Source organism: Mycobacteroides sp. LB1, from assembly GCF_013449725.1.
Classification (GTDB): domain Bacteria; phylum Actinomycetota; class Actinomycetes; order Mycobacteriales; family Mycobacteriaceae; genus Mycobacterium.
The window spans coordinates 1,466,458-1,486,740 of sequence record NZ_JACCFF010000001.1 but is presented as its reverse complement, the minus strand read 5'-3'; the positions used below and the strand labels follow the sequence as shown (position 1 = coordinate 1,486,740).

The window sequence follows — 20,283 nt, the reverse complement described above, 5'->3', positions numbered from 1 at the left end:
TCCTAAATGGAAACGTATCTGCTACGCGTCGACCTTGGTTGGCCCGATACCCAGCATCGCGAGCAGCATGCGGCATTCATCGGCATCGTTGGCGTAGGCGGCGACGACGCGCTGCGCCTGATGTGCAGTCTCGTCGGCCAGCGGCTCGAATTCTTCGTCGGCGGCCGGTTCGGTCTTGGCTGGCATACACCCAGTCTAGGCGACGAATGGTCGGCGGCCCACACGAGGAATGCCCAGACGGCCGGATCGGGTTGCTCCGCACATGACGACGCTCCAGGGTGATCCTGCTCAGTTCGGTCCCAATGCGCCGGGATACGCGTGGAAATCGGCTGCCGATGTCGAGCCGATCGAACTCTTTCCGGGGGTGACCATTCAACCGCTCTGGGAGGGTGAGAATGGTGCGAAAGCGCTGATCACGACCATCGCGCCCGGAGCGGTATGGGTGGGAGAGGACCACCATCGCCCCGGGCCGGAGGAGGTGTACGTCGTCTCCGGGGTGCTCAATGACGGGGTCAACGATTACCCCGCGGGCACCTTCCTGCATGCACCCGCGGCGTCTTGGCACATTCCCCAGTCTGAGCAGGGCTGCGTGCTTTTCCTCTTCTATCCCGAGGGGTGATGTTTGACTTGCCCCGGTGCGGAACGCGGGGGTTGTGATCTGGCTGATTTGTGCGGTGGCTCTCGGTGCCTGTGCCGAGCCCCCGCGGCAGGATCCCAGGCCGCTGACGCTCGAACCGCACCACCGGACGGTTTCCGATCGCGACCGATGACGCCGCTGATGCCGTGCGGGTGGCGCTAGGCCGCGTTGCTCGCTGAGCGGCCGCCGCCGGAGTTCGAGTGATCGCCCGAGTTGGAGTGGTCACTCGGGTTGGCGTGGTTGGGGGATCCGGAGTCACTGGCGTTTCCGGTGTCACCTGTTCCCTTGTTGGTGCTCGTGTCCGGGCCGGTGTTTGTCTCGGTGCCACCAGTGGTGGTGGTGCTGGGTGCCTTGCTGATACCCAGGCCCGGAATCGACTTGAGGCTGTCTCTGATTGACGGGAGTTTCGGGTTCTTCGGGGTCGTCCCGGACTGTGACGCAGGAAGTTTTGGAAGTCGCAGGGTGGGCTTTGTGGTGTTCGTCGGTTTGTCGGTGTCCTTGACGGACGTCAGCGTGGGCTTTTGATCGGGCTTCTCATCGGCCTTTGCTTCCGGCTTGGTTTCAGGCTTCGCCTCGGTCGTCGGCGCGGAGGCCGTACCGGTTACGGCGGGGGTGGCGTTCACGATTTCCGGCGTCGTCCGTGTGGTGGCGCTGACTGCGATGGCGGTGGGATCGGGGACTTTGGTCGGCGCCGGGGGAGTGGTCGGCTCGGATGTGGTGAGGGTGAGGACCGGCGCCTTGGGGGCCTCGGGTGCGGGTTTCTGGGCTGCGGGTGGCGTGGCCTTCGCTGGGTCCGCAGGGGGATTGGCGGGCTTGTCGGCCGGTGCGGGTTGCTTGGGAGCCGAGCCGGTCAGTCCGTTCTGGAAGTTCTCGGCGCCTTCCTCGATGGCGCCGGGGAGCTTCTTGAATGCGTCGATGATGTTCTTAGTTGGGGTGAAGAGGCTGAACGGTTTTACGGTGCCCGGGCTGGTCTCGCGGTCGTAGGCCATGTCGATGAACACCCGCAGGGTGGGTTCGATGGCATCGAGCACGAAGGAGGCGCCTATCGGATTGGTGAGAGCGCGCAGCGGCTGCAGCAGCGGGAGGTGTTCGGTATGCACCACGTAGTAGGTGGATGTGGAGCCGTTCGCGTTGGCGATAACGGTCTTGGTCGTGCCATCTTCGTAGTGGAACGTGGTCTTGTTGCCTTCCGTCTGGGTTTTATCCGGAATGGCGTCGGCGTTGTCGTACTTGTTCAGATCGGTGTTGTCGTAGAACTGGTCAGGATGTGTATACGGAAATGCCACAAGGGCATTGGCGACGGCGAGCGGATTGAAGTATGCGGGGAAGTCGCCGATGGTGTCGTACTCGTTGGTGACGTCCGTCGTAGTGAAGATGCCTGGTTTCGCAGGCTCGGTCGAGTAGATGTCCATGAACGGAATCCAGATACCTGGGAGGCGGGCCAGAATGCCCCCGTTGGGCTTGTAAGCGTTAGAGATCAGGACGAATTTGATGTCCGGGTTTCCCTCAGGCCCGTACTGCTTTCCGAGGTCCTTGCGTGACTCGTTGACGACTACAGCACCGAGTGAATAGCCAACGATGACCTTCTCCCCTGGATGCGTTGCGATTTCTTGAGCAAGTGCGGTGTGCCCTTCCGTGACAGATTGGCGAAAGGTCTTGTCTTGCAGACTGTCGACGGGCCACATCGTCCCCGGATATGCGACGGGGACGTACGTATCGGAGGACGAGTTGTAGAAGCCGTCGAGGCCACCGAGCTTGGCGGGAATGTTCGCACTCGGGCCATCACCACGGCCGCCGACTCCGATGACATAGGACACGAGCGTCGAGGCGATGGTTCGCGACTCTATTGCGACTGGTGCCAGGACGGTGCATGTCGCCGCCACCGCGGCAGCAGTCGCTATCGAGCGCTTGAGTGAGCGACGTTTCCCCAAAACAGAATGCTGCGCAGCCATACCAAGCCCTCCCGTGGCAACATTCGGCGCCGATGCCGAATGCGGTGGCCTGAGAGTAGAAAGGGCAAAGCTTTTTCGCCATAGCCTGAACGGTCAAAACGGGCAATCGGCGCAAATTTGCCACTACACGTGTAGTTGGCGCTGATCTGCGATTTTAGGTAGCTTTGCGTAGTCAAATTAACTGGCTGGCCCCTGGTTGCCCGGCTGTGGGCGGGCAAATTTTGTGAGAGTTCAGCCGAGTATCGCCGCGTACCCGTCGTTGAGGCGTTGCCAGTCGTGTTCCATGGCGCCCATGCTGACCACTCGGCCACGCGGTTTCCCGTCAACGGCGAGGGTGAGCGTGTCCAGGCAGATATGCCAACCGCCGGCGTTTCCGGAGGCATTGCCGCGATCGGACATCGAATGCTCCAGGGTGAGTCGGCATCCGGTTTCCGTGGGTTCGATTCGCCAGCGCAGAGTGTCGTCGGGACCCCAGCGGTGGATGAGCTCGCGCGGTGGATCGACGGTGAGTACTTCGCCGTCGAGCACCGGATCGGCCGAGGTTTCCTGAACGTGCGCGGCCCCCACGGAATCCAGTGGACGATCGGGTACGGCGGGTGACCACTGGCGCAGTTTGTCGGGGTCGACGAGCCAGCGCCAGACCTTCTCCGGCGGGTGGTGCAAGTCGCGGGACATGGCGAGAACCCACTTGCCCTCGTGGTCATCGCAGGGGGCGAGGGTAGCGGCCAGGGGATTGGTCACGGTCATCTTCTTCCTTGTCGTCATCGCTGTCGATGAGAAATGTCAGGCGGTCGAGCGCATTGGCCCACTTGCGGTGATAGGGCGTCACCCACGCCAGCACGGCGGGCAGGGGATCTTCGGCCAAGTGGTAGACGCGATGTTTTCCGGCGACCTCCACTCGCACCGTGCCGGCGTCGCGTAGGACGCCGAGGTGCTTGGACACCAGGGACTGTGAAAGGTCGAGCCGCTCGATCAATGTCGTGACATCGGCTGCCCCTTCACGAAGGGTGTCGATGATCCGGCGCCGGGTCGGATCTGCGATCACCATGAAGGCGTCCATGGATTCATATCACCATAAAGTCATATGAATATCAAGGGATATGTTCCCCGCTGCCCGAGAGAACATCTGCGCAGACATCGGCCGAATAACACCGTGTGTGAATGTCCACTCGGCCCGGGGCAACTACTGTGGACCAGAGGTACCGGTGAGTGCTGCTCGCCGAGGTCGTGGTGGGTGCGCGATCGTTGGCTCAATGCCCGAGGTGAGGATTTTTCTTGACGAAACCGCTACGTATGCGGGTGGCCGTGATCGGCGTGTTTGCATCGTTCGGCCTGGTGGTGGCTACCTGGGCGGTGCACCTGCCCACGATGAAACAGGCCGCGGGCATGTCCTCCTCAATGCTCGGCGTCGTGGTGTTGGTTCTGGGGTGCGGTGCCCTCGCGGGTATGCAACTCAGCGGTCTGCTCGTCGACCGTTTCGGTAGTGGTCCCATCGCCGTCGCCGGAGGCGCCGCCATGGCGATCGGCGTCAACTTCCCGCTGTCGGCGCACACGATGTTGGCCGCAGCGATCGGCGCGTTCCTATGTGGCGTCGCGGTCGGTGTCACCGATGTGGCGATGAACGCCGCCGCGGTCGATGTCGAACGCTTCTACGGTCGGCCCATCATGGCCTCGTTCCACGGGGTGTTCTCCGTCGGCAATGTGGTGGGAGCAGGCATCGGGTCGGGTGCCTTCGCGCTGCACATCCCCATTTTGGTGACCGTTCTCGGCGTCACCGTGCTGTGCCTGGCGGTGCTTGCATGCGCTGGGACGGTGCTGTTGCGGGGCAGGCTACGAGCGGGTGAGACAGAAGCGCCGGACACGATGCCGTACACGATGCCTCCGGCTGTCGCCTATCGCCGCAGCCAGGTGTGGATACTCGGCCTCCTGGCGTTCCTGCTCATGCTCTCTGAGGGCTCGGCGACGGACTGGAGCAGCCTGCATGCGCAGGAGCATCTGGGCGCCTCTCATTCCCAGGGAGCCTTCACGTTCGGGGTGTTCATGGCCGCCATGACGGTCGGTCGGTTCACCGTCGACAAGCTGGTGGCACGTGTGGGTCGGGTGCTGGTGGTGCGCTGGGGTTGCGCGCTGGCCGCGGTCGGCCTGGTGGTCGTGATCGCCTCACCGATGCTGCCGCTCACATTGGTGGGATGGGCGGCCGTCGGCCTCGGTCTCGCAGGCGGTGTCCCCCAGGTGTTCACGGTGGCGGGCAATATCGACGAACAGCACGAGGGCAGGGTGCTCTCGCGAGTGGTCGGGACGGGATACGTCGCGGTGCTGGGCGGCCCGGCCCTTATCGGCTGGTTGGCCGATGCGTTCTCGCTGAACACTGCTCTGGTGCTGCCGATCTTGGCGGTACTCGTCTGCGGCTGCTTGGCGAGCAACCTTGCGATGATCAAACCGCCGACTAAACCGGTGGCCAAGCCCCGGCGTACCGTCAAGCCATGACGGATGCAACCGCGGCGGCCTCAGCGCGGGAACTGTTGCGTGACAGCTTCACTCGGATCATCGAACATGTCGGCGAGGTGACCGACGGTGTTCCCGATGAGGGGTTGGTCCATCGCCCCACTCCGACCGCGAACAGCATCGCCTGGCTGATCTGGCATTCGGCGCGGTGTCAGGACGCGCAGATCTGCGCCATCACCGGTGAGGAGCCGGTGTGGACGGCCGGCGGCTGGGAACCGCGCTTCGGTCTCGATCTGCCGGCCGACTCCAACGGGTACGGACACACGCCGGAGGACGTGGCCAAGGTCATCGCGACAGCCGACCAGCTGAGCGGCTACTACCGTGACGTGCACGAGATGACGCTGCGCTACGTCGAGACCCTGACCGATGCGGAACTCGCGCGCGTCGTCGACGAACATTGGGATCCCCCGGTCACGGCCAGCGTCCGGTTGGTCAGCATCGTCGACGATTGCGCACAACACCTGGGGCAGGCCGCGTACCTGCGCGGAATCATCCCGCGGGGCTAGTGCGTCGCGAGTCTGCGCTGAGCGCGGAGAATCCGCCGGAATCTCGCACTGGACGCAGGCTCGGGAGCGAGCTGGGGGTGCGACTTATGTCACCTCATGCCTAGACTCACACAATGACAACGACGTCTGAAAATCCCGTCACTGCTGCCCGCAACATGACCCATGACGTGCGCAATCCCGCGAATGGGCAGGTTGTCGGCCAGGTGAACTGGACCGATCCGTCGGATATCCCCGTGATCACCGCGCAACTGGCGAAGGCGCAGCCGTCCTGGGAACGCCTCGGCCCTGAGGGGCGTGGCAAGGTGCTGGCGCGGTTCGCGCAGTGGCTGACCGATAACACCCCGCGTATCGAGGCTCAGCTGATCGCCGAGACCGGCAAGTCGAAGATCGACGCGGGCATCGAAATTCCGTCGATCCTGGCCATCATCGCGTACTACGCGCCGCGTGCCGCGGAATTCCTGGCGCCCGAGTCGCGACCCGCCTCCTCAATCGCGATGAACACCAAGAAGATCACGCTGCACCAGCGGCCCCGCAAGGTCGTCGGTGTCATATCGCCCTGGAATTACCCTGTGGCGCTTGGATACTGGGATGTTGTACCGGCGCTACTGGCGGGCTGTTCGGTGCTACTGAAGCCTTCCGAACGCACCCCACTCGCCGATGAACTCATTGCCCGCGGCTGGGAGGAGATCGGTGCGCCGCCCGTGTTCGAGATCGTCCACGGCGCGCGTGAGGTGGGGGAGGCACTTATCGACAACGTCGACTTCATCCAATTCACCGGGTCCACGGCCACCGGAAAGAAGATCATGGAGCGCGCCGCGCGTCGGCTCACCCCGGTCAGCTTGGAACTCGGTGGCAAGGACCCGATGTTGGTGCTCTCCGACGCTGACGTCAAGCGCGCCGCGCATGCCGCGGTGTGGGGCAGCATGTTCAACGCCGGCCAGACCTGCGTATCCGTCGAGCGGGTGTACGTCCACGACTCGATCTACGAGCAGTTCGTCGACCTGGTGGTCGATGAGGTCCGGAGCCTGGAGATCGGTGCCGGGCTGGACCACAGTGTCGGCGCGATTATCGACGAGGCCCAGCTCGAAGTCGTGGACCAGCATGTGCGCCAGGCCGTCTCGGCGGGTGCGCGAGCGCTTACCGGCGGTGCGCGGGTCCCGGGCGGAGGCAGCTTCTACGCCCCGACCGTGCTGGTAGACGTCGACCATTCGATGGACTGCATGCGCGAGGAGACCTTTGGGCCGACACTGCCGATCATGCGGTTCTCCGAGGAATCCAAGGCGATCGCGCTGGCGAATGACAGCCAGTACGGCCTCTCGGCGAGCGTCTGGTCCAAGGATCGTAAGCGTGCCGAACGTGTTGCACTGCAACTTGATTGCGGCACCGTCAATATCAACGACGTAATCATGAACCTGTCCTGCCTCACCGCGCCGCATGGCGGCTGGAAGGGTTCGGGTATGGGCTCTCGCTTCGGCGGCGCCAGCGGCCTGCTCAAGTACTGCCGCACCGAGGCCATTGTCGACACCCGGGTGACTCTGCCCAGTGAGCCGCTTTGGTACAGCGGGCCGAGCTGGCTGGCACCAGTGGCGCTCAAGAGCCTCACCAAGCTCTCCAACAAGGCGTTGCGCCCCTTCCGGCGGTGATGAGCCTCCTGCGCGAAGAACCTCGAGCGTGACACCTCACGTTCATTCACCGGCCATCCACGCGACGGTTGGTGCGGTTAGTTTCCGCTGGTGACCGACACCATTACCGCCGCCGCACAGGGCTACACCGTCGACGATGACGATGACGATGATCCGGTACTCATTTCACCCGACGGTGTCGCGGTAGACACGTGGCGGGAGAACTATCCGTACGACGAGCGGATGAGCCGCCAGCAGTACGAGCTGGAAAAGCGGCTGCTGCAGATCGAGCTGCTCAAGCTGCAGAACTGGAGCAAGCGCACCGGTGCCCGGCACGTCATCCTCTTCGAGGGTCGCGACGCGGCGGGTAAGGGCGGCACCATCAAGCGGTTCATGGAGCACCTCAACCCGCGCGGTGCCCGCGTCGTCGCGCTGGAGAAGCCCAGCGAGCGCGAGCGCACCCAGTGGTATTTCCAGCGGTATGTGCCGCATCTGCCCGCTGCGGGGGAGATGGTGTTCTTCGACCGGTCCTGGTACAACCGGGCCGGTGTCGAGCGGGTCATGGGATTCTGCTCCGACCAGCAGCACTCTGAATTCATCCACCAGGCACCGCTTTTCGAGCAGATGCTGGTGGACGACGGCGTCAGCCTGACCAAGCTGTGGTTCTCCGTTTCGTCAGCCGAGCAGCGCACCCGTTTCGCGATCCGGCAGGTTGATCCGGTGCGGCAATGGAAGCTCTCGCCGATGGACCTGGCATCGCTCGACAAGTGGGACGCCTACACCAAGGCGAAGGAAGAGATGTTCTCGCTCACCGACACCGACCACGCACCGTGGATCGTGGTGAAGAGCAACGACAAGAAGCGGGCCCGCGTCAACGCGATGCGGCACGTTCTGGGCAAATTCGACTACGACGACAAGGATGTCGAAGTTGTCGGCCAAGCCGATCCACTGATCCTGGGACGCGCGCTCACGGACTAGATCCCCAAAGTCGCTTCGCTCCCGCCCGCCGGACTAACCTGGGGTCAATGCGATTCCTCTTCGCGGTCCTGCTGTGGCTGCTGACCACCGCCGCACTGGCCGTGACAGTGGCGGCGGCCTGGGCACAGTCCGGGATTGTCGACGAGAACGGCTACGTAGCGCTGACGGCACCGGCGGCAGCCGATCCGAAGGTCCAGCACGCGATCGCCGAGGAGCTCACCACCCAGATCGTATCGCTGGGTAAGAAACAAGGTTCGCGCGTCAACGAGACCCAGGTCGCCGCACTCACCGCCGCGTACACCAGTGGGCCGCAGTTCCGTGACGACTTCGCGTCTGTGAATCGGGTGGCGCACCAATGGGTGTTCACGAACTCCAGCTCGGCGCACCGTGATTCGCAGGGCAGTTGGCAGATTGACCTGGCGCCGATGATCAAGAGCATGGTGCCGCAAGGTCTTTCCATCAAGGCGCCGGAGACGCTGAGGGTCTCGGTTACCGATGACAATCTGGGTGGCCTGACCCCGGGGCGTTTGGTGCCGGTGGCACGCTTCGGCCAGCTCGTCGTGTGGATATCCCTCGGTCTGACCCTCGTTCTCGCCGGGCTCACCCAGCTGGCGGTGCATAGCCGCGCCAAGGGTCTTGCCGGGCTCGGTATTTCGGCGCTACTCGTGGGTGCGGCCGGCTGGGCGGGGCTGGAGATCGGTCGGCGCTACCTGGATCGGCCGTTGAACCGGATAACCGACAATCTCCGCGATGTGGCCGACAGCCTGGTCACCCAGGCGGTGAGCAACGCTCATCATTGGCTGAGCCTCACGATGGCCGCCGGTGGCCTGGTGATCGCGATCGGCGTCGTCTCTGGGGTGCTAGGCGGATTGCTGCGCCGCTAGCCGGATCTTCACCATGTGCTCCACTGCGGCAGCCCGGTCGATATCCGACTGATCGAAGCTTCCGTCGGGATTGCGTCGCACATTGTGATATTTGGCATCTCGAGGCACCCGCTGCAGCAGGTCGGCCAACGGTCCGGCGATCTGAGGTCCGGTAAACAGCTCGGCCGTGCCGTGCAGCTTCTTGCCGCGTATCAGTGCCGTCACAGGCCGGCCGTCTCGCAGATTTTTCGCCCAGGTCCTGTCCGTGAATACCGTCAGGACGTCGCCGTCGAGAACGTAGGTCGCGGCGACGTTGTATTCCGTACCGCTCTTACGTCCGGTGAATGTGAACAGCGCGATATTGCTGCTGATCACGGGATGCAGTGGGCTGCGGAGCACGCCCTTGACCATCTTGTTGACCCATGGTGGAACGGTATTGGTTTCACTCATGCCGTCATTCTGCCGACGCGGCGCAGTGGCCGCATCGGGGATCGCCCTGAGATTTCGGCTCAGGGTGCGAGCTGCCGCCAGAGGAACTCGATGGCTAACGCGGCCTTGAAAGCGGACTGGTCGTTGTTGGCCGCTCCGCCATGGCCGCCCTCGATGTTCTCGTAGTACCAGACCGGTTTCCCGGCCTCCTGCAGTGCCGCGGTCATCTTGCGTGCATGTCCGGGATGCACTCGATCATCGCGGGTCGAGGTGGTTATCAGAACTGGCGGGTACCGTCGATCTGACGAAATATTTTGGTAGGGGGAGTATTTCGAGATGAACTCCCAATCGTCGGGATTGTCCGGGTCGCCGTACTCGGCAACCCAGGAGGCGCCGGCCAGGAGCAGGTGATAGCGCCGCATATCCAGCAGCGGCACCTGGCACACCAACGCACCGAACAGCTCCGGGTAGGCCGTGAGCATCACGCCCATCAGCAGGCCGCCGTTGCTTCCGCCCTGTGCGCCCAGCTGTGCCGCGGTGGTGATGCCTCGCACCACCAGATCCCGCGCGACGGCGGCGAAGTCCTCGTACACGAGATGGCGACCCTCGCGCATCGCCTGCGTGTGCCATACGGGCCCGTACTCGCCGCCTCCGCGGATGTTGGCCAGCACGTACGTGCCGCCGCGGGATAGCCACAGCTTGCCCAGTACACCGTCGTACCCGGGAGTCCTGGCGACCTCGAAGCCGCCGTAGCCGCCGAGCAGGGTGGGACCCGATCCGTCGGAACCCTTGGGGCGCACCACAAAATACGGAACCGACGTCCCGTCGTCGGACTGTGCGAAATGCTGAGCCACTTCAAAGGACTCACCGTCGAAGAAGGCCGGTGCCGACTTGATGGGCTGTACTGAGGCCTCCGCGGTGCTTGCTTCACCGCGTAGCAGCGTTGACGGCTGAGTGAAACCCGAAGTGTCAAGGAATATCTCGTCGCCCAGGTCGTCGACGGCGACAATCTGTGTGGTGGCGTTCTCAGGTACCCCGGTCAGCGGCCCCGAGTCCCAGGTACCCGGGGTGAACACCAGGATCTCGCTGGCCACATCACGCAGGATCGCGACGGTGAGCCTGTCTTGGGTCCACGCGTAGTGATGCAGGCTCCGGTGCTCGTCGGGAACAAACACCGGGGTCACGGTGCGATTGCCGGCAAGGAAGTCGGCATAGTTGGCCGCCAGCAGCGTCCCCGCCGAAAACTCGACGGCATCCAGCTGCCACGGCGATTTGAGCTCGACGAGCAGCCACTCGCGGTGAACCGAGACGGAGGCGTCGGTGGGCACGTCGATGCGCCGCAGCTCGCCATCGACACTCAGCTCATGCACTTCCGAGTTGAAGAAATCGGTGGCCCTGCTGATCAGGGTCCGCTCGAAGCCCGGGGTGTCGTCAAAGCCGGCACCCACCATCACGTCTGAAGATTCACCGCTGAACACCAATTCGGCGTCGTCGACAGGCTGCCCGCGCTTCCAGCGCTTGACCAGACGTGGATACCCCGAGTCCGTGAGGCTGTCGGGTCCGAATTCGGTGCCCACGAACACGGTATCGGCGTCGATCCAACCGATCTGAGTCTTGGCCTCGGGAAGCGCGAAACCTTCCGACACGAACTGCCGTGTTTCCAGATCGAATTCACGCACCACCACCGCGTCCGAACCGCCGCGCGACAAACTGACCAGCGCCCTGCGGTACTCGGGGCGCAGCGCGGTCGCGCCGGCCCAGACCCAGTTCTCTCCCTCGGCGGCTGCCAGGGCGTCGACGTCGATGATGACGTCCCACTGTGGATCGTCCAGGCGGTATCGATCCAATGTGGTTCGCCGCCAAAGGCCGCGAGAGTTATTGGCGTCGCGCCAGAAGTTATAGAGGTACGAGCCCCGGCGGCGCACGTAGGGGATCTGCGCGTCCGTGTTGAGAATCGCCAGCGCCTCGCCGCGCATCGCCTCGAAACGTGCCCCGGAAAACTCGCTGGTAGTTATCGCGTTGCGTTCGCGTACCCAGGTCAGCGGTTCGTCGCCGCCGATGTCCTCAAGCCAGAGATATGGGTCCGGGGAGCGGCGCGCCGAGGTCATGTGAGCAAGTGTGCCAGGGACCGCAGTATGGTCGGAGGTGGCCCGGGGGCGTAAATAAACACCGAGCAGGAGCTTTGTCGTGATACCACTGCCACGCGCGCAGGTTGTAGCTAGCGCGATGCTGCTGGGGATAGCAGTAGGACTCGGCGTCGGAATGTCGGGCACCTTGATCGTGCACGAGGCGGTCCGACCCGACCTCGTTATCGGTCTCGTCGTCGCGGTACCCAGCCTGATTGGGTTCCTGATCTTGATTGCGTCCACGCGCAAATGGATGACGGCGGTGGCGGCATTCGTTCTGGCGATCTCTCCCGGGTGGTTCGGGATTCTGGCGGCGATACAGGTGATTCACGGTGTCTGACAGCGAAAAGACGACTGACAAGAAGGTCGATACCAGCGAGTTGGTGGACCAGGTGGAGAAGCCCAGCCTCGTCGAGGGCGATCTCGCCGATCCGCTGGAAGTGCAGATCGATAACGATGCACCCGAGCCTGTAGCGGTGACCGCGTTCTCGGCCATGCCCGAGACGGACACTGGAGGCATCGATGGCGTCAAGATCAGGGACGGTCTGGATACCTCCACGTTCACCGCGTTCTCAGCGTTCAAGGACGACGACCTTGAACGAACCGGCCGCCTGGACACCGACGCGTTGCCGCTGACCCAAGCGTTCGACGTCGGCGCCGACCGCACCGGTGCGATGCCGGCGACGTCGGCCGAGTCGATGACTCCCGACCCGCTCACCGGCGCGGTACCCGTGGTCGCCGACGAGCCCGCCAAGCCCATCCGGGTTTTCGCCGAGCGAGAACCTGCGTTCCTGAAGCGCTGGGTGCTGCTACTCGTGCTGCTGGGGGTATGGATTCCCGCCGGCGCGATTGGACTACTGCTGTACCAGCATTGGTTCGAGACACTGCTCCCGCGTGACCGGCTCGTTTCGGTCGCCTACGTGCTGATCTGGGTGTTTACCTGTGTGTTGGTCGCGCTGCTGCTGGCCATGGTGGAACCGCGTCCCATAGTCGTTGCCCTGGCCCTCGCCATATTGACGGCACCGGCCATTTCGGTGGCGGCCGCAGGCTTCAAGTACGGATACGTGGCGTGCACCGCGCCCTCGTACCCCGGTGTCCAATCACTGTGCCCGGAGCCGCTGCGCACCTGGGGCATGCAGTACCGAGACCGCTGACCTACCCCGGGTAGCGGTGCCCTACTAGGGTGGGGATCGTGACTGCACACTATGACGTCGTCGTTCTCGGAGCCGGTCCCGGTGGCTATGTTGCGGCTATTCGCGCAGCCCAACTGGGCCTAAAGACAGCCATCGTCGAGGAGAAGTACTGGGGCGGAGTCTGCCTCAATGTCGGGTGCATCCCGTCCAAGGCGCTGCTACGCAACGCAGAGCTGGCTCACATCTTCACCAAGGAGGCCAAGACCTTTGGCATCAGCGGTGAGGCCACCTTCGACTTCGGTGCCGCATTCGATCGCAGCCGCAAGGTCGCCGAGGGCCGTGTCGCCGGTGTGCACTTCCTGATGAAGAAGAACAAGATCACCGAGTACGAGGGCGTCGGCACCTTCACCGATGCCAACACACTGTCGGTCAAGCTGACGGATGGTTCGGCCGAGACGCTGACCTTCTCCAACGTGATCCTCGCCACCGGCAGCAGTGTGCGGCTGGTACCCGGGACCTCGCTCTCGGAGAACGTGGTCACCTACGAGAAGCAGATCCTCACCCGCGAGCTGCCCGGGTCGATCATCATCGCGGGCGCCGGTGCCATCGGTATGGAGTTCGCGTACGTCCTCAAGAACTATGGCGTGGACGTCACCATCGTCGAGTTCCTGCCGCGGGCGCTGCCCAACGAGGACGCCGAGGTGTCCAAGGAGATCGAGAAGCAGTACAAGAAGCTGGGTGTCAAGATCCTCACCGGCACCAAGGTGGAGTCGATCACCGATAGTGGTTCCCAGGTCACCGTTCGCGTCAGCAAGGACGGGCAGGAGAGTGAGCTCGTCGCCGATAAGGTGCTGCAGGCCATCGGCTTTGCGCCGAATGTCGAGGGCTTTGGTCTGGAGAAGACCGGTGTCGCGCTGACCGACCGCGGCGCGATCGCCATCGACGAGCGGATGCGCACCAACGTGCCGCACATCTACGCGATCGGTGACGTCACCGCCAAGCTGCAGCTGGCCCACGTGGCCGAGGCCCAAGCCGTCGTCGCCGCCGAAACCATCGCCGGTGCAGAGACTTTGGAGCTCGGCGATTACCGGATGATGCCGCGCGCGACGTTCTGTCAGCCGCAGGTCGCCAGCTTCGGGCTGACCGAGGAGCAGGCGCGCGCCGAGGGGTACGACGTCAAGGTGGCCAAGTTCCCGTTCACCGCGAACGGCAAGGCACACGGCCTCGCCGACCCGACCGGTTTCGTGAAGCTCATCGCCGACGCCAAGTACGGTGAGCTGATTGGCGGGCACCTGATCGGCCCGGATGTCTCCGAGCTGCTGCCCGAGCTGACGCTGGCACAGAAGTGGGATTTGACGGTCAACGAGCTGACCCGCAACGTGCACACGCACCCGACGTTGTCCGAGGCGCTGCAGGAAGCGCTGCACGGCCTCGCGGGACACATGATCAACTTCTGATCTTCCGGACCCCTTCTCGCGAGCAGACGCTTATTGCACATGCCACCTGGCAGCTCTGTGCAATAAGCGTCTGTTCGCGGTTGAGGCCTTAGCTCCCGCATCCTTGGATCAGGGCGTTCGTAACCGTTGACGACGCGGGGACGGGTTCATACCGTCGCGTCATGTCGACCACTGACGAACTGCTTGACAATGCCAAGGCGTACGCGGCCAGCTTCGACAAGGGTGGTCTGCCGCTGCCGCCGGGCAGGAAGATCGCGGTCCTCGCGTGCATGGATGCCCGGCTGAATCCCTATGGGTTGCTGGGGCTGCGGGAGGGTGATGCCCATGTCATCCGTAACGCCGGTGGCGTTGTCACGGAGGACGAGATCCGGTCATTGGCCATCTCCCAGCGGTTGCTCGGCACGGAGGAGATCATCCTCATCCACCACACCGACTGCGGGATGCTGACTTTCACCGACGACGCCTTCAAACGCTCGATTCAGGACGAGACGGGGATCAAGCCGCCGTGGTCCGCCGAGGCCTTCACCGATCTGGACGAGGATGTCCGCCAATCCATTGCGCGTATCAAGGACAATCCGTTTGTTCCGCGGAAGGACAGCGTGCGTGGCTTCGTGTACGACGTCACCGACGGAACGCTGCGCGAGGTTGTCGCAGTCGAGGGCTAGCGCGCTAGGGCAGCGGGTGTGCGCACCGGAGCCGGCCAGGGTAGACCCAGGTGTTCGCGCAGTGTCGACCCGGTGTAGTCGGCGCGGAAGATGCCCCGGCGCACCAATATCGGCACCACCTGCTCGGTGAAAAGCTCGAACTGACCGGGCAATCCCGAGGTGCTCAGGATGAACCCGTCGGCGGCCCCTTCGGTGAACCATCGCTCGATCTCGTCGGCCACACGCTCGGCGGAGCCGACGAACCGGGTTCCGAATGCGTTCAGGGTGCGGTACAGGAACTCCCGAACCGTCGGATTACCCACGGTGGCAAGGTGCTTGTACCCCGCGAGTGCGGTCCGATGGGTCTCGGTGCTCTCCGGGAAGGCGGATGCGGGAACGGGTCCGTCCAGGTCGGCCCCGATCACATCGACATCCACCTCGAGTAGCCACCCCGCCTGGTACTCGGGGATGAAGTGTTCGTAGACGGTCGATTCGACAGCTTGTGCCTCGGCGTCGGTGGATCCGACTACCACCCCGAGCGAGGGTGTGACGAGAGGAAAGCTGGTCCTTCCCGCGGCGCGGGCCTCTTGGCTGAGTTGCCGATAAAAGTTCTTGGCGCGGTCGATATCGGTCTGACCCGTGAACACCACCTCGGCGTGCTTGGCGGCGAAGGCTCTTCCCGTGGCGGACGATCCGGCCTGGAAGATGACCGGCTGCCCTTGTTGGGACGGCGTAACCCCAAGTGGACCTTTGACCTGATGGAACTCGCCGTCATGATTGGCGACGTGAATCTTGCTGATATCGCTATAGATTCCGCCGGTTCGGTCTTCGACAACGGTGCCTGATTCGAACGAGTGCCACAGGGTCTTGATGACGTGCAGCGTTTCCTCGGCCAGTCGGTAGCGCTCATCGTGTGGCAGGAAACCGCGGTCACCGAAGTTGGCGGCAGCCGCCTGCGCGAAGCTGGTGACCAGATTCCATCCGGCGCGGCCGGAACTGAGGTGGTCGAGGGATAACAGTTGGCGTGCCAGGTGGTATGGCGGCTGGAATGTGGAAGAGCCGGTGACTACCAACCCCAGACGCTCGGTAACCGCGGCCAGATACGAGGTGGTGGTGAGTGGTTCGAAGTCCTCGGTGGACTTGTGTGCCCAGGTGGCTTCCGGGCCGAAGTTGAGCCCGTCGGCGAAGAAGATGGCATCGAACTTGGCCGCCTCGGCAGCTTTGGCGGTCTTGACCAGTGTGTCCAGCTGATTGGCAGGGCCGTTCTGCACGCCGGGCAGCCGCCACGCGCCACCCGAACGCACGTTTCCGAATGCGAGAAGATGAAGTTGACGGGTGCTCATGGCGCTCCTAGAAATTGGTACCGGCGAAAGGCTTTGCACCGGTAGAGAACAGCGTGTCGGCGGTGTCGAATGCCCCGGCCGAATGTGCGGAGACCAATCCGGTCCGGCCCAGTTGTGTCCAGGTGCTGCCGCCGAGATAGACCGAGGCAAGGGCCGCGGCGTCGAGCGATACGTCCGGGATGTGCTGGGTGCGACGGACCTTGTCGGAACCTACGGCGAACCGTGCCGAGTTGTGTGGCAGCAGGTCATCCCGGACTTCGATCACCACGGGTGCAGTGTCCGCGTACGTGCGGGCTGCCAATGCCGCCTCGACATCGACCAACCGCAGCCAGGTCTCGTCGCGGATGCCAGTGACCTCTATCGCACGGGGGTCGGTCACCAGGTGGGGAAGTGGATCGTCGACTGGGCGTGGGGCGAGTTCGATGACATCGACCAGATCAAGCCCGAGCAGATGGCCGATAAGCGCTTGGTAAGCCTTATCGCTATGTGCAACAAGATCATCAACGGTTACCGTCCGCGCGCTGCTGGTGAACCAGCTGGAGGTGTCCAGCGGCCGGTACCGTACGTAGCCGTCCTCGTGTGTGACCACGTACGGCTTGACGGGGTCACCTGTGTCGATGAGCTCGTGTAGCCGCCACCACTGCGGTGGGCGGGCGATGGATCCCGTCCACGCGGCGCGTTCGTAGATCGATGACAGTAGTTCCGCTGTGGCCGCGGTATCGAGCAGCGTGATGGGGCCACCGTCAATCACGTTCTGCGGCAATGCTCGCCGCCGCTGTATGCGGTACGTCGCGCTGCTGGTCGCGACGCCGTACCCGAAGCGCCGGTAGATCAACGCTTCGGAGGCACGCAGGCTCGCGACGATTTCTCCGCGCGCGGCGATATCGGTGAGCTGTTGGGTGACCAATGAGGTGAGGATGCCGCGCCGGGTGTGCGTGGGCAGCACCCCGATGTGTGTGACGGCGGCATGCGGAACCCGAGAGCCGCCTGGGACGGTGAGCCAGCTGGTATACGAATCGGCCCCGCCGACAATCTCCTCGCCGTCGAAGGCGCCCAAATATCTTCCGGTTTCCAGTAACTCGTCGACAGCGACATCACCCAAGGGTGGCAGCCCCACCATGGACCGCCAGAACACCGCGAAGGCGCGCTCGCGTTCCGCCGGTGTCTGCAGGAACCGGACGTCCGTCACGAAGCCTTGCCCTGGGTGGTATTCGCGAGACGGCCGAGGCCGTTGAGGCTGCGCGGTAACGGCCACTCATCGGTCAGTAGGTAACGCCCGATCTCCCGCTGCCGGTACGGCAGCGGATCGTGGGTGGTGTGCGTGCGCACATTGCGCCAATAGATATCCAGTCCAACGGAATTGGCCGTCGACCGGGCGCCGGTTGCCTGGTAGATATTATGTGTCACGTCCAGGGATATCTGAGTGGACACGGATTTGGCCTGGTCCACCCGGATCGCCAGCTCACCCCACTGCACTGCGGTGAGCGCCTCACCGAGTGCCAGCGTCTGCTCGAACTCATATGTCACCGCGTCGGCAAGCGCGATTCCCGCGGCGATCCCCGCGGAGAGCTGGCCCAGCAGTTGCAGGTGGTACGGATCCTCGGTCACCTCCGTGGAGTGCGCCTCCGGCCACGGACGGCCCTTTTCTCGGATGTAGGTGACGGCGGCGGCCAGTGCGCCCTCGGCGATCCCGAGGTACAGGTGCACGAAGATCAGCTGGCTGAACAGCGTGCGGAGCCCGTCGCGGCGCTCCTGGTCTCCGCTGAATTCTGCGAGGCCAGTGAGTACCTCGTCATCGCGTAACAACACATTGTGGAATTCGACGCTGCCGCTGGCAGTAAGCCGCTGCCCCAGGTTGTCCCAATCATCGTTGAACCGCAGCCCTTCCCGGTCGCGGGGAATGATCGCATTGACCGGCTTGTCCTCATAGAGCAGCACGGTGATCAGATCCGCGACAGCGACACCGGTGGCGAAGGTGCGCTTACCGTTGACCCGGTAACCCTCATCCGTGTGGATGACGGTGATACCGGGGTCGCGCGGATTGCTCACGCTGCCTTGGAACCAGCCCTGCTCGCCGACCCCGCGTGCGATGTACTCGCGCTGCGCCGGGGACCCGAGAATGTAGGTCCAGACACCATTCGAATAGTGGTAGAGCAGCAGCTGGCCGATCGACCCGTCCGCGGCTGCGATGATGCGGCTGAGCTGCAGGGCTTGTCCCAGACTTCCCCCGGCGCCGCCGAATTCGCGAGGAGTGGCGAAGGACAACAGCCCGCCGTCACGCAGCAGCGCGATCTCGGCGATGGGACTCTGGTTGGCCCGGTCCCGTTCGAGCGCGGTCTCGGCAAGCTCGCCGGCGACTCGCTGGGCGACGTGCGTCCACTCGTCGAACTCGGTATCGTTCACTCCCTGATACGGGGTGGCATCGGGGGCGGCGGCGATAGTCATTTGACGAGGACTCCTGAATCGGCGGCGGCTGAGGGTTCTGGCTCGGCTTCCTGCTTCTCGTGGATTTCTTCGTGCAGGACTTCAAGGATGCCGAGCTCGGCCAATCGTTCTTGTTCGTCCTCGGAAAGCGTTTGGATGGAACCGATCCGGGCCGCCACCTCGGGGCGTCGTGCCCGTAGGTACCAGTAACGCAGCAGCCCGGCGAGCAGGATCGTGCCGAAGATGAGCGGCAGAATGTTGAACGGGAACGTGGGCACAGGATAGAAGTTGCTGAAGATCACGTATCCGATCGCCAGGGTGGCGGCGACGGATACCGCCAGGCGGGCCGGAGTCAGTGCCTTGATCCGGTACAACCAGATCGGGGTGGCCACCACCACAAGTAGGTAACTCGTGAGAAAGCCCCAATTCGCAACGTAATTGCCGTACACGTCGAATACGAGACGGCCGACCGAGCTGAGCGTTGCGGTGACCGAGAAGGCTGCCGCGATGATCCCGATGAGGACGATACCCGCAATCGGGGTCTTGTAGACGGGATGCACGCGGGTGAGAACCGTCGGCAGTGCACCTTCATGTGCGAGGGTGAACAATCCGCGTGCCGCCGAGCTGATGACGGCGGTGACGAACACGATGAACGCGATGGTCACCGCGAGACTGATCGGGTAAATAGCCCACGCGACACCGGAATTCGTGGCGACCTGCGGGAGTATCGCGCTGTCGCCGTCGATGTTCCTGAACTGCAGGATCTGGGGGTAGGTCGCGAGGATGTAGAGCGCGCCGATGATCAACACCACGCGCAGCAGGGAGCGGGCGATGGTGCGGTGCGGATCTCGGGATTCGGCGCCCAGAGATGCCACGCTTTCGAACCCCGCGTACGCACCCACCGCGGTGACTGCGGCGATGAAGGTGGTGCTGTTACCGAGGTTGGACAAGGACCACTGTTCGGTATCTATGTGCCAGCCGTAGCTGACGTATGAGGCCACGATAATGATGAAAATCAGTGCGGTGGCGATTATTTCGAAGACGAGCTCGTACTTGGCGGAGATGGAGACTCCGCGGTAGGGCAGGTAGACGGCCACCGCGACTATCACCGCGACCAGCGCGAGTTTGAATCCGGTTGCTTCCGAGTGGATTCCGAAGGCTTCGAGGAAGGACTCGAAGTAGAGCACTCCGCCCAGGGTGCCGGTGGTGGCGAAGGTGATGTACCCGATGAGCAGGCTGAATCCCGCGGCGTACCCGACACCGGGTCCCAGCCCGTTGCCGGCATAGGTGCCCAACGAACCGGAGGACACCGTTCGTTTGGCTTGGAAGCTGATGGTGGTGGCGATCAGGATGACCGCCACCAGGCCGATGACGGCGGCCCAGGCGGCGCCTTTGCCTGCCGCCACGAACAGCGAAAACGGCACCGTCGCGACGGCGACGCTGGGTGCGGCCGCCGCCAGGCCCTGCGCGAAGACACCCCAGGAGCCCACGGCATTGCGTTCGAGTCCGTGGGATTCGGCGGCATGCAGGGATCTGCCGTTGACAGTGAGCTGACGGTGCGGAGCAGACATGCTGAGAAGGGCCCTTCGATTACGGGAGGTGAACTGAAACAGTCAGCGCGCAAATGAGATTGCGCGCCTAGCTACAGTCCGGGGCCAAGCGCA

General features: G+C 63.7%; 20 protein-coding genes. 10 read left to right on the top strand and 10 right to left on the bottom strand.

Annotated elements, in window-relative coordinates:
• Positions 1 to 21 precede the first annotated feature (21 nt).
• The gene (locus MLB1_RS07340; protein ID WP_180748973.1) at positions 22 to 186 is read right to left on the bottom strand and encodes a hypothetical protein; all 165 of its coding nucleotides are present in this window, start codon (positions 184 to 186) and stop codon (positions 22 to 24) included.
• A 76-nt stretch (positions 187 to 262) separates the two neighbouring features.
• Between MLB1_RS07340 and MLB1_RS07335 the strand changes: the two genes are divergently transcribed.
• Positions 263 to 619: a cupin domain-containing protein gene (locus tag MLB1_RS07335; protein WP_180748972.1), complete on the top strand. Its 357-nt coding sequence runs from the start codon at positions 263 to 265 to the stop codon at positions 617 to 619.
• A gap of 176 nt (positions 620 to 795) precedes the next feature.
• Here the strand turns inward: MLB1_RS07335 and MLB1_RS07330 are convergent, their stop codons facing one another.
• From MLB1_RS07330 to MLB1_RS07320, 3 genes are all read right to left on the bottom strand, one after another.
• Positions 796 to 2,589 (bottom strand): PE-PPE domain-containing protein, encoded by a 1,794-nt coding sequence (locus tag MLB1_RS07330; protein ID WP_180748971.1) that lies wholly within the window; start codon positions 2,587 to 2,589, stop codon positions 796 to 798.
• Between the two features lie 231 nt (positions 2,590 to 2,820).
• Positions 2,821 to 3,264: an SRPBCC family protein gene (locus MLB1_RS07325; RefSeq protein ID WP_180749743.1), complete on the bottom strand. Its 444-nt coding sequence runs from the start codon at positions 3,262 to 3,264 to the stop codon at positions 2,821 to 2,823.
• A 25-nt stretch (positions 3,265 to 3,289) separates the two neighbouring features.
• Complete coding sequence (locus tag MLB1_RS07320; protein WP_180748970.1) at positions 3,290 to 3,649, bottom strand: metalloregulator ArsR/SmtB family transcription factor; 360 nt, start codon at positions 3,647 to 3,649, stop codon at positions 3,290 to 3,292.
• A gap of 233 nt (positions 3,650 to 3,882) precedes the next feature.
• On the opposite strand from MLB1_RS07320, the gene MLB1_RS07315 reads away from it, so the two are divergent.
• From MLB1_RS07315 to MLB1_RS07295, 5 genes are all read left to right on the top strand, one after another.
• Positions 3,883 to 5,076, top strand: coding sequence for an MFS transporter (locus MLB1_RS07315; RefSeq protein WP_180749742.1), 1,194 nt, complete (start codon positions 3,883 to 3,885; stop codon positions 5,074 to 5,076).
• Positions 5,073 to 5,600 carry a mycothiol transferase gene (locus MLB1_RS07310; RefSeq protein ID WP_180748969.1) on the top strand — a complete coding sequence of 176 codons (528 nt, stop codon included), beginning with the start codon at positions 5,073 to 5,075 and terminating at the stop codon, positions 5,598 to 5,600. Before MLB1_RS07315 ends, MLB1_RS07310 begins: the two co-directional genes overlap by 4 nt.
• A 113-nt stretch (positions 5,601 to 5,713) precedes the next feature.
• The gene (locus MLB1_RS07305) at positions 5,714 to 7,243 is read left to right on the top strand and encodes an aldehyde dehydrogenase family protein (protein ID WP_180748968.1); all 1,530 of its coding nucleotides are present in this window, start codon (positions 5,714 to 5,716) and stop codon (positions 7,241 to 7,243) included.
• 90 nt (positions 7,244 to 7,333) lie between these two features.
• Positions 7,334 to 8,200, top strand: coding sequence for a polyphosphate kinase 2 (ppk2, locus tag MLB1_RS07300; protein ID WP_180748967.1), 867 nt, complete (start codon positions 7,334 to 7,336; stop codon positions 8,198 to 8,200).
• A 47-nt stretch (positions 8,201 to 8,247) separates the two neighbouring features.
• Positions 8,248 to 9,084: a hypothetical protein gene (locus tag MLB1_RS07295; RefSeq protein ID WP_180748966.1), complete on the top strand. Its 837-nt coding sequence runs from the start codon at positions 8,248 to 8,250 to the stop codon at positions 9,082 to 9,084.
• On the opposite strand, the gene MLB1_RS07290 is transcribed toward MLB1_RS07295, so the two are convergent.
• Both MLB1_RS07290 and MLB1_RS07285 read right to left on the bottom strand, forming a co-directional pair.
• Complete coding sequence (locus MLB1_RS07290) at positions 9,061 to 9,513, bottom strand: hypothetical protein (RefSeq protein WP_180748965.1); 453 nt, start codon at positions 9,511 to 9,513, stop codon at positions 9,061 to 9,063. The genes MLB1_RS07295 and MLB1_RS07290 overlap by 24 nt on opposite strands.
• A gap of 59 nt (positions 9,514 to 9,572) precedes the next feature.
• Positions 9,573 to 11,600, bottom strand: a complete 2,028-nt coding sequence (locus MLB1_RS07285; RefSeq protein ID WP_180748964.1) for a prolyl oligopeptidase family serine peptidase — start codon at positions 11,598 to 11,600, stop codon at positions 9,573 to 9,575.
• A 79-nt stretch (positions 11,601 to 11,679) separates the two neighbouring features.
• Here MLB1_RS07285 and MLB1_RS07280 point away from each other — a divergent pair, with 79 nt between their 5' ends.
• From MLB1_RS07280 to MLB1_RS07265, 4 genes are all read left to right on the top strand, one after another.
• A complete protein-coding gene (locus tag MLB1_RS07280) occupies positions 11,680 to 11,958 on the top strand; it encodes a putative holin (protein ID WP_180748963.1) in 279 nt (92 codons plus the stop codon).
• Positions 11,951 to 12,772, top strand: a complete 822-nt coding sequence (locus MLB1_RS07275) for a hypothetical protein (protein ID WP_371750566.1) — start codon at positions 11,951 to 11,953, stop codon at positions 12,770 to 12,772. The genes MLB1_RS07280 and MLB1_RS07275 overlap by 8 nt, the downstream gene beginning before the upstream one ends.
• Before the next feature lie 38 nt (positions 12,773 to 12,810).
• The gene (lpdA, locus tag MLB1_RS07270) at positions 12,811 to 14,208 is read left to right on the top strand and encodes a dihydrolipoyl dehydrogenase (protein ID WP_180748962.1); all 1,398 of its coding nucleotides are present in this window, start codon (positions 12,811 to 12,813) and stop codon (positions 14,206 to 14,208) included.
• 161 nt (positions 14,209 to 14,369) lie between these two features.
• Positions 14,370 to 14,873 carry a carbonic anhydrase gene (locus MLB1_RS07265; protein WP_180748961.1) on the top strand — a complete coding sequence of 168 codons (504 nt, stop codon included), beginning with the start codon at positions 14,370 to 14,372 and terminating at the stop codon, positions 14,871 to 14,873.
• Here the strand turns inward: MLB1_RS07265 and MLB1_RS07260 are convergent.
• Genes MLB1_RS07260 through MLB1_RS07245 form a run of 4 tightly spaced genes read right to left on the bottom strand, consistent with a single transcriptional unit; the run spans position 14,870 to position 20,190 of the window.
• The gene (locus MLB1_RS07260; RefSeq protein ID WP_180748960.1) at positions 14,870 to 16,195 is read right to left on the bottom strand and encodes an NtaA/DmoA family FMN-dependent monooxygenase; all 1,326 of its coding nucleotides are present in this window, start codon (positions 16,193 to 16,195) and stop codon (positions 14,870 to 14,872) included. The two genes, MLB1_RS07265 and MLB1_RS07260, sit on opposite strands and share 4 nt — an antisense overlap.
• Before the next feature lie 7 nt (positions 16,196 to 16,202).
• Positions 16,203 to 17,384 (bottom strand): GNAT family N-acetyltransferase, encoded by a 1,182-nt coding sequence (locus MLB1_RS07255; RefSeq protein ID WP_180748959.1) that lies wholly within the window; start codon positions 17,382 to 17,384, stop codon positions 16,203 to 16,205.
• The gene (locus tag MLB1_RS07250; protein WP_180748958.1) at positions 17,381 to 18,640 is read right to left on the bottom strand and encodes an acyl-CoA dehydrogenase family protein; all 1,260 of its coding nucleotides are present in this window, start codon (positions 18,638 to 18,640) and stop codon (positions 17,381 to 17,383) included. Before MLB1_RS07250 ends, MLB1_RS07255 begins: the two co-directional genes overlap by 4 nt.
• Entirely contained in the window at positions 18,637 to 20,190 is a 1,554-nt protein-coding gene (locus tag MLB1_RS07245; RefSeq protein WP_180748957.1) for an amino acid permease, read from the bottom strand. Before MLB1_RS07245 ends, MLB1_RS07250 begins: the two co-directional genes overlap by 4 nt.
• Between the last annotated feature and the right edge of the window lie 93 nt (positions 20,191 to 20,283).

Coding starts and splice junctions, on each gene's coding strand:
- MLB1_RS07340 (WP_180748973.1), bottom strand. CDS start 186: ATGCCAGCCAAGACCGAACCGGCCGCCGACGAAGAATTCGAGCCGCTG.
- MLB1_RS07335 (WP_180748972.1), top strand. CDS start 263: ATGACGACGCTCCAGGGTGATCCTGCTCAGTTCGGTCCCAATGCGCCG.
- MLB1_RS07330 (WP_180748971.1), bottom strand. CDS start 2,589: ATGGCTGCGCAGCATTCTGTTTTGGGGAAACGTCGCTCACTCAAGCGC.
- MLB1_RS07325 (WP_180749743.1), bottom strand. CDS start 3,264: ATGTCCCGCGACTTGCACCACCCGCCGGAGAAGGTCTGGCGCTGGCTC.
- MLB1_RS07320 (WP_180748970.1), bottom strand. CDS start 3,649: ATGGACGCCTTCATGGTGATCGCAGATCCGACCCGGCGCCGGATCATC.
- MLB1_RS07315 (WP_180749742.1), top strand. CDS start 3,883: ATGCGGGTGGCCGTGATCGGCGTGTTTGCATCGTTCGGCCTGGTGGTG.
- MLB1_RS07310 (WP_180748969.1), top strand. CDS start 5,073: ATGACGGATGCAACCGCGGCGGCCTCAGCGCGGGAACTGTTGCGTGAC.
- MLB1_RS07305 (WP_180748968.1), top strand. CDS start 5,714: ATGACAACGACGTCTGAAAATCCCGTCACTGCTGCCCGCAACATGACC.
- MLB1_RS07295 (WP_180748966.1), top strand. CDS start 8,248: ATGCGATTCCTCTTCGCGGTCCTGCTGTGGCTGCTGACCACCGCCGCA.
- MLB1_RS07290 (WP_180748965.1), bottom strand. CDS start 9,513: ATGAGTGAAACCAATACCGTTCCACCATGGGTCAACAAGATGGTCAAG.
- MLB1_RS07285 (WP_180748964.1), bottom strand. CDS start 11,600: ATGACCTCGGCGCGCCGCTCCCCGGACCCATATCTCTGGCTTGAGGAC.
- MLB1_RS07265 (WP_180748961.1), top strand. CDS start 14,370: ATGTCGACCACTGACGAACTGCTTGACAATGCCAAGGCGTACGCGGCC.
- MLB1_RS07260 (WP_180748960.1), bottom strand. CDS start 16,195: ATGAGCACCCGTCAACTTCATCTTCTCGCATTCGGAAACGTGCGTTCG.
- MLB1_RS07250 (WP_180748958.1), bottom strand. CDS start 18,640: ATGACTATCGCCGCCGCCCCCGATGCCACCCCGTATCAGGGAGTGAAC.
- MLB1_RS07245 (WP_180748957.1), bottom strand. CDS start 20,190: ATGTCTGCTCCGCACCGTCAGCTCACTGTCAACGGCAGATCCCTGCAT.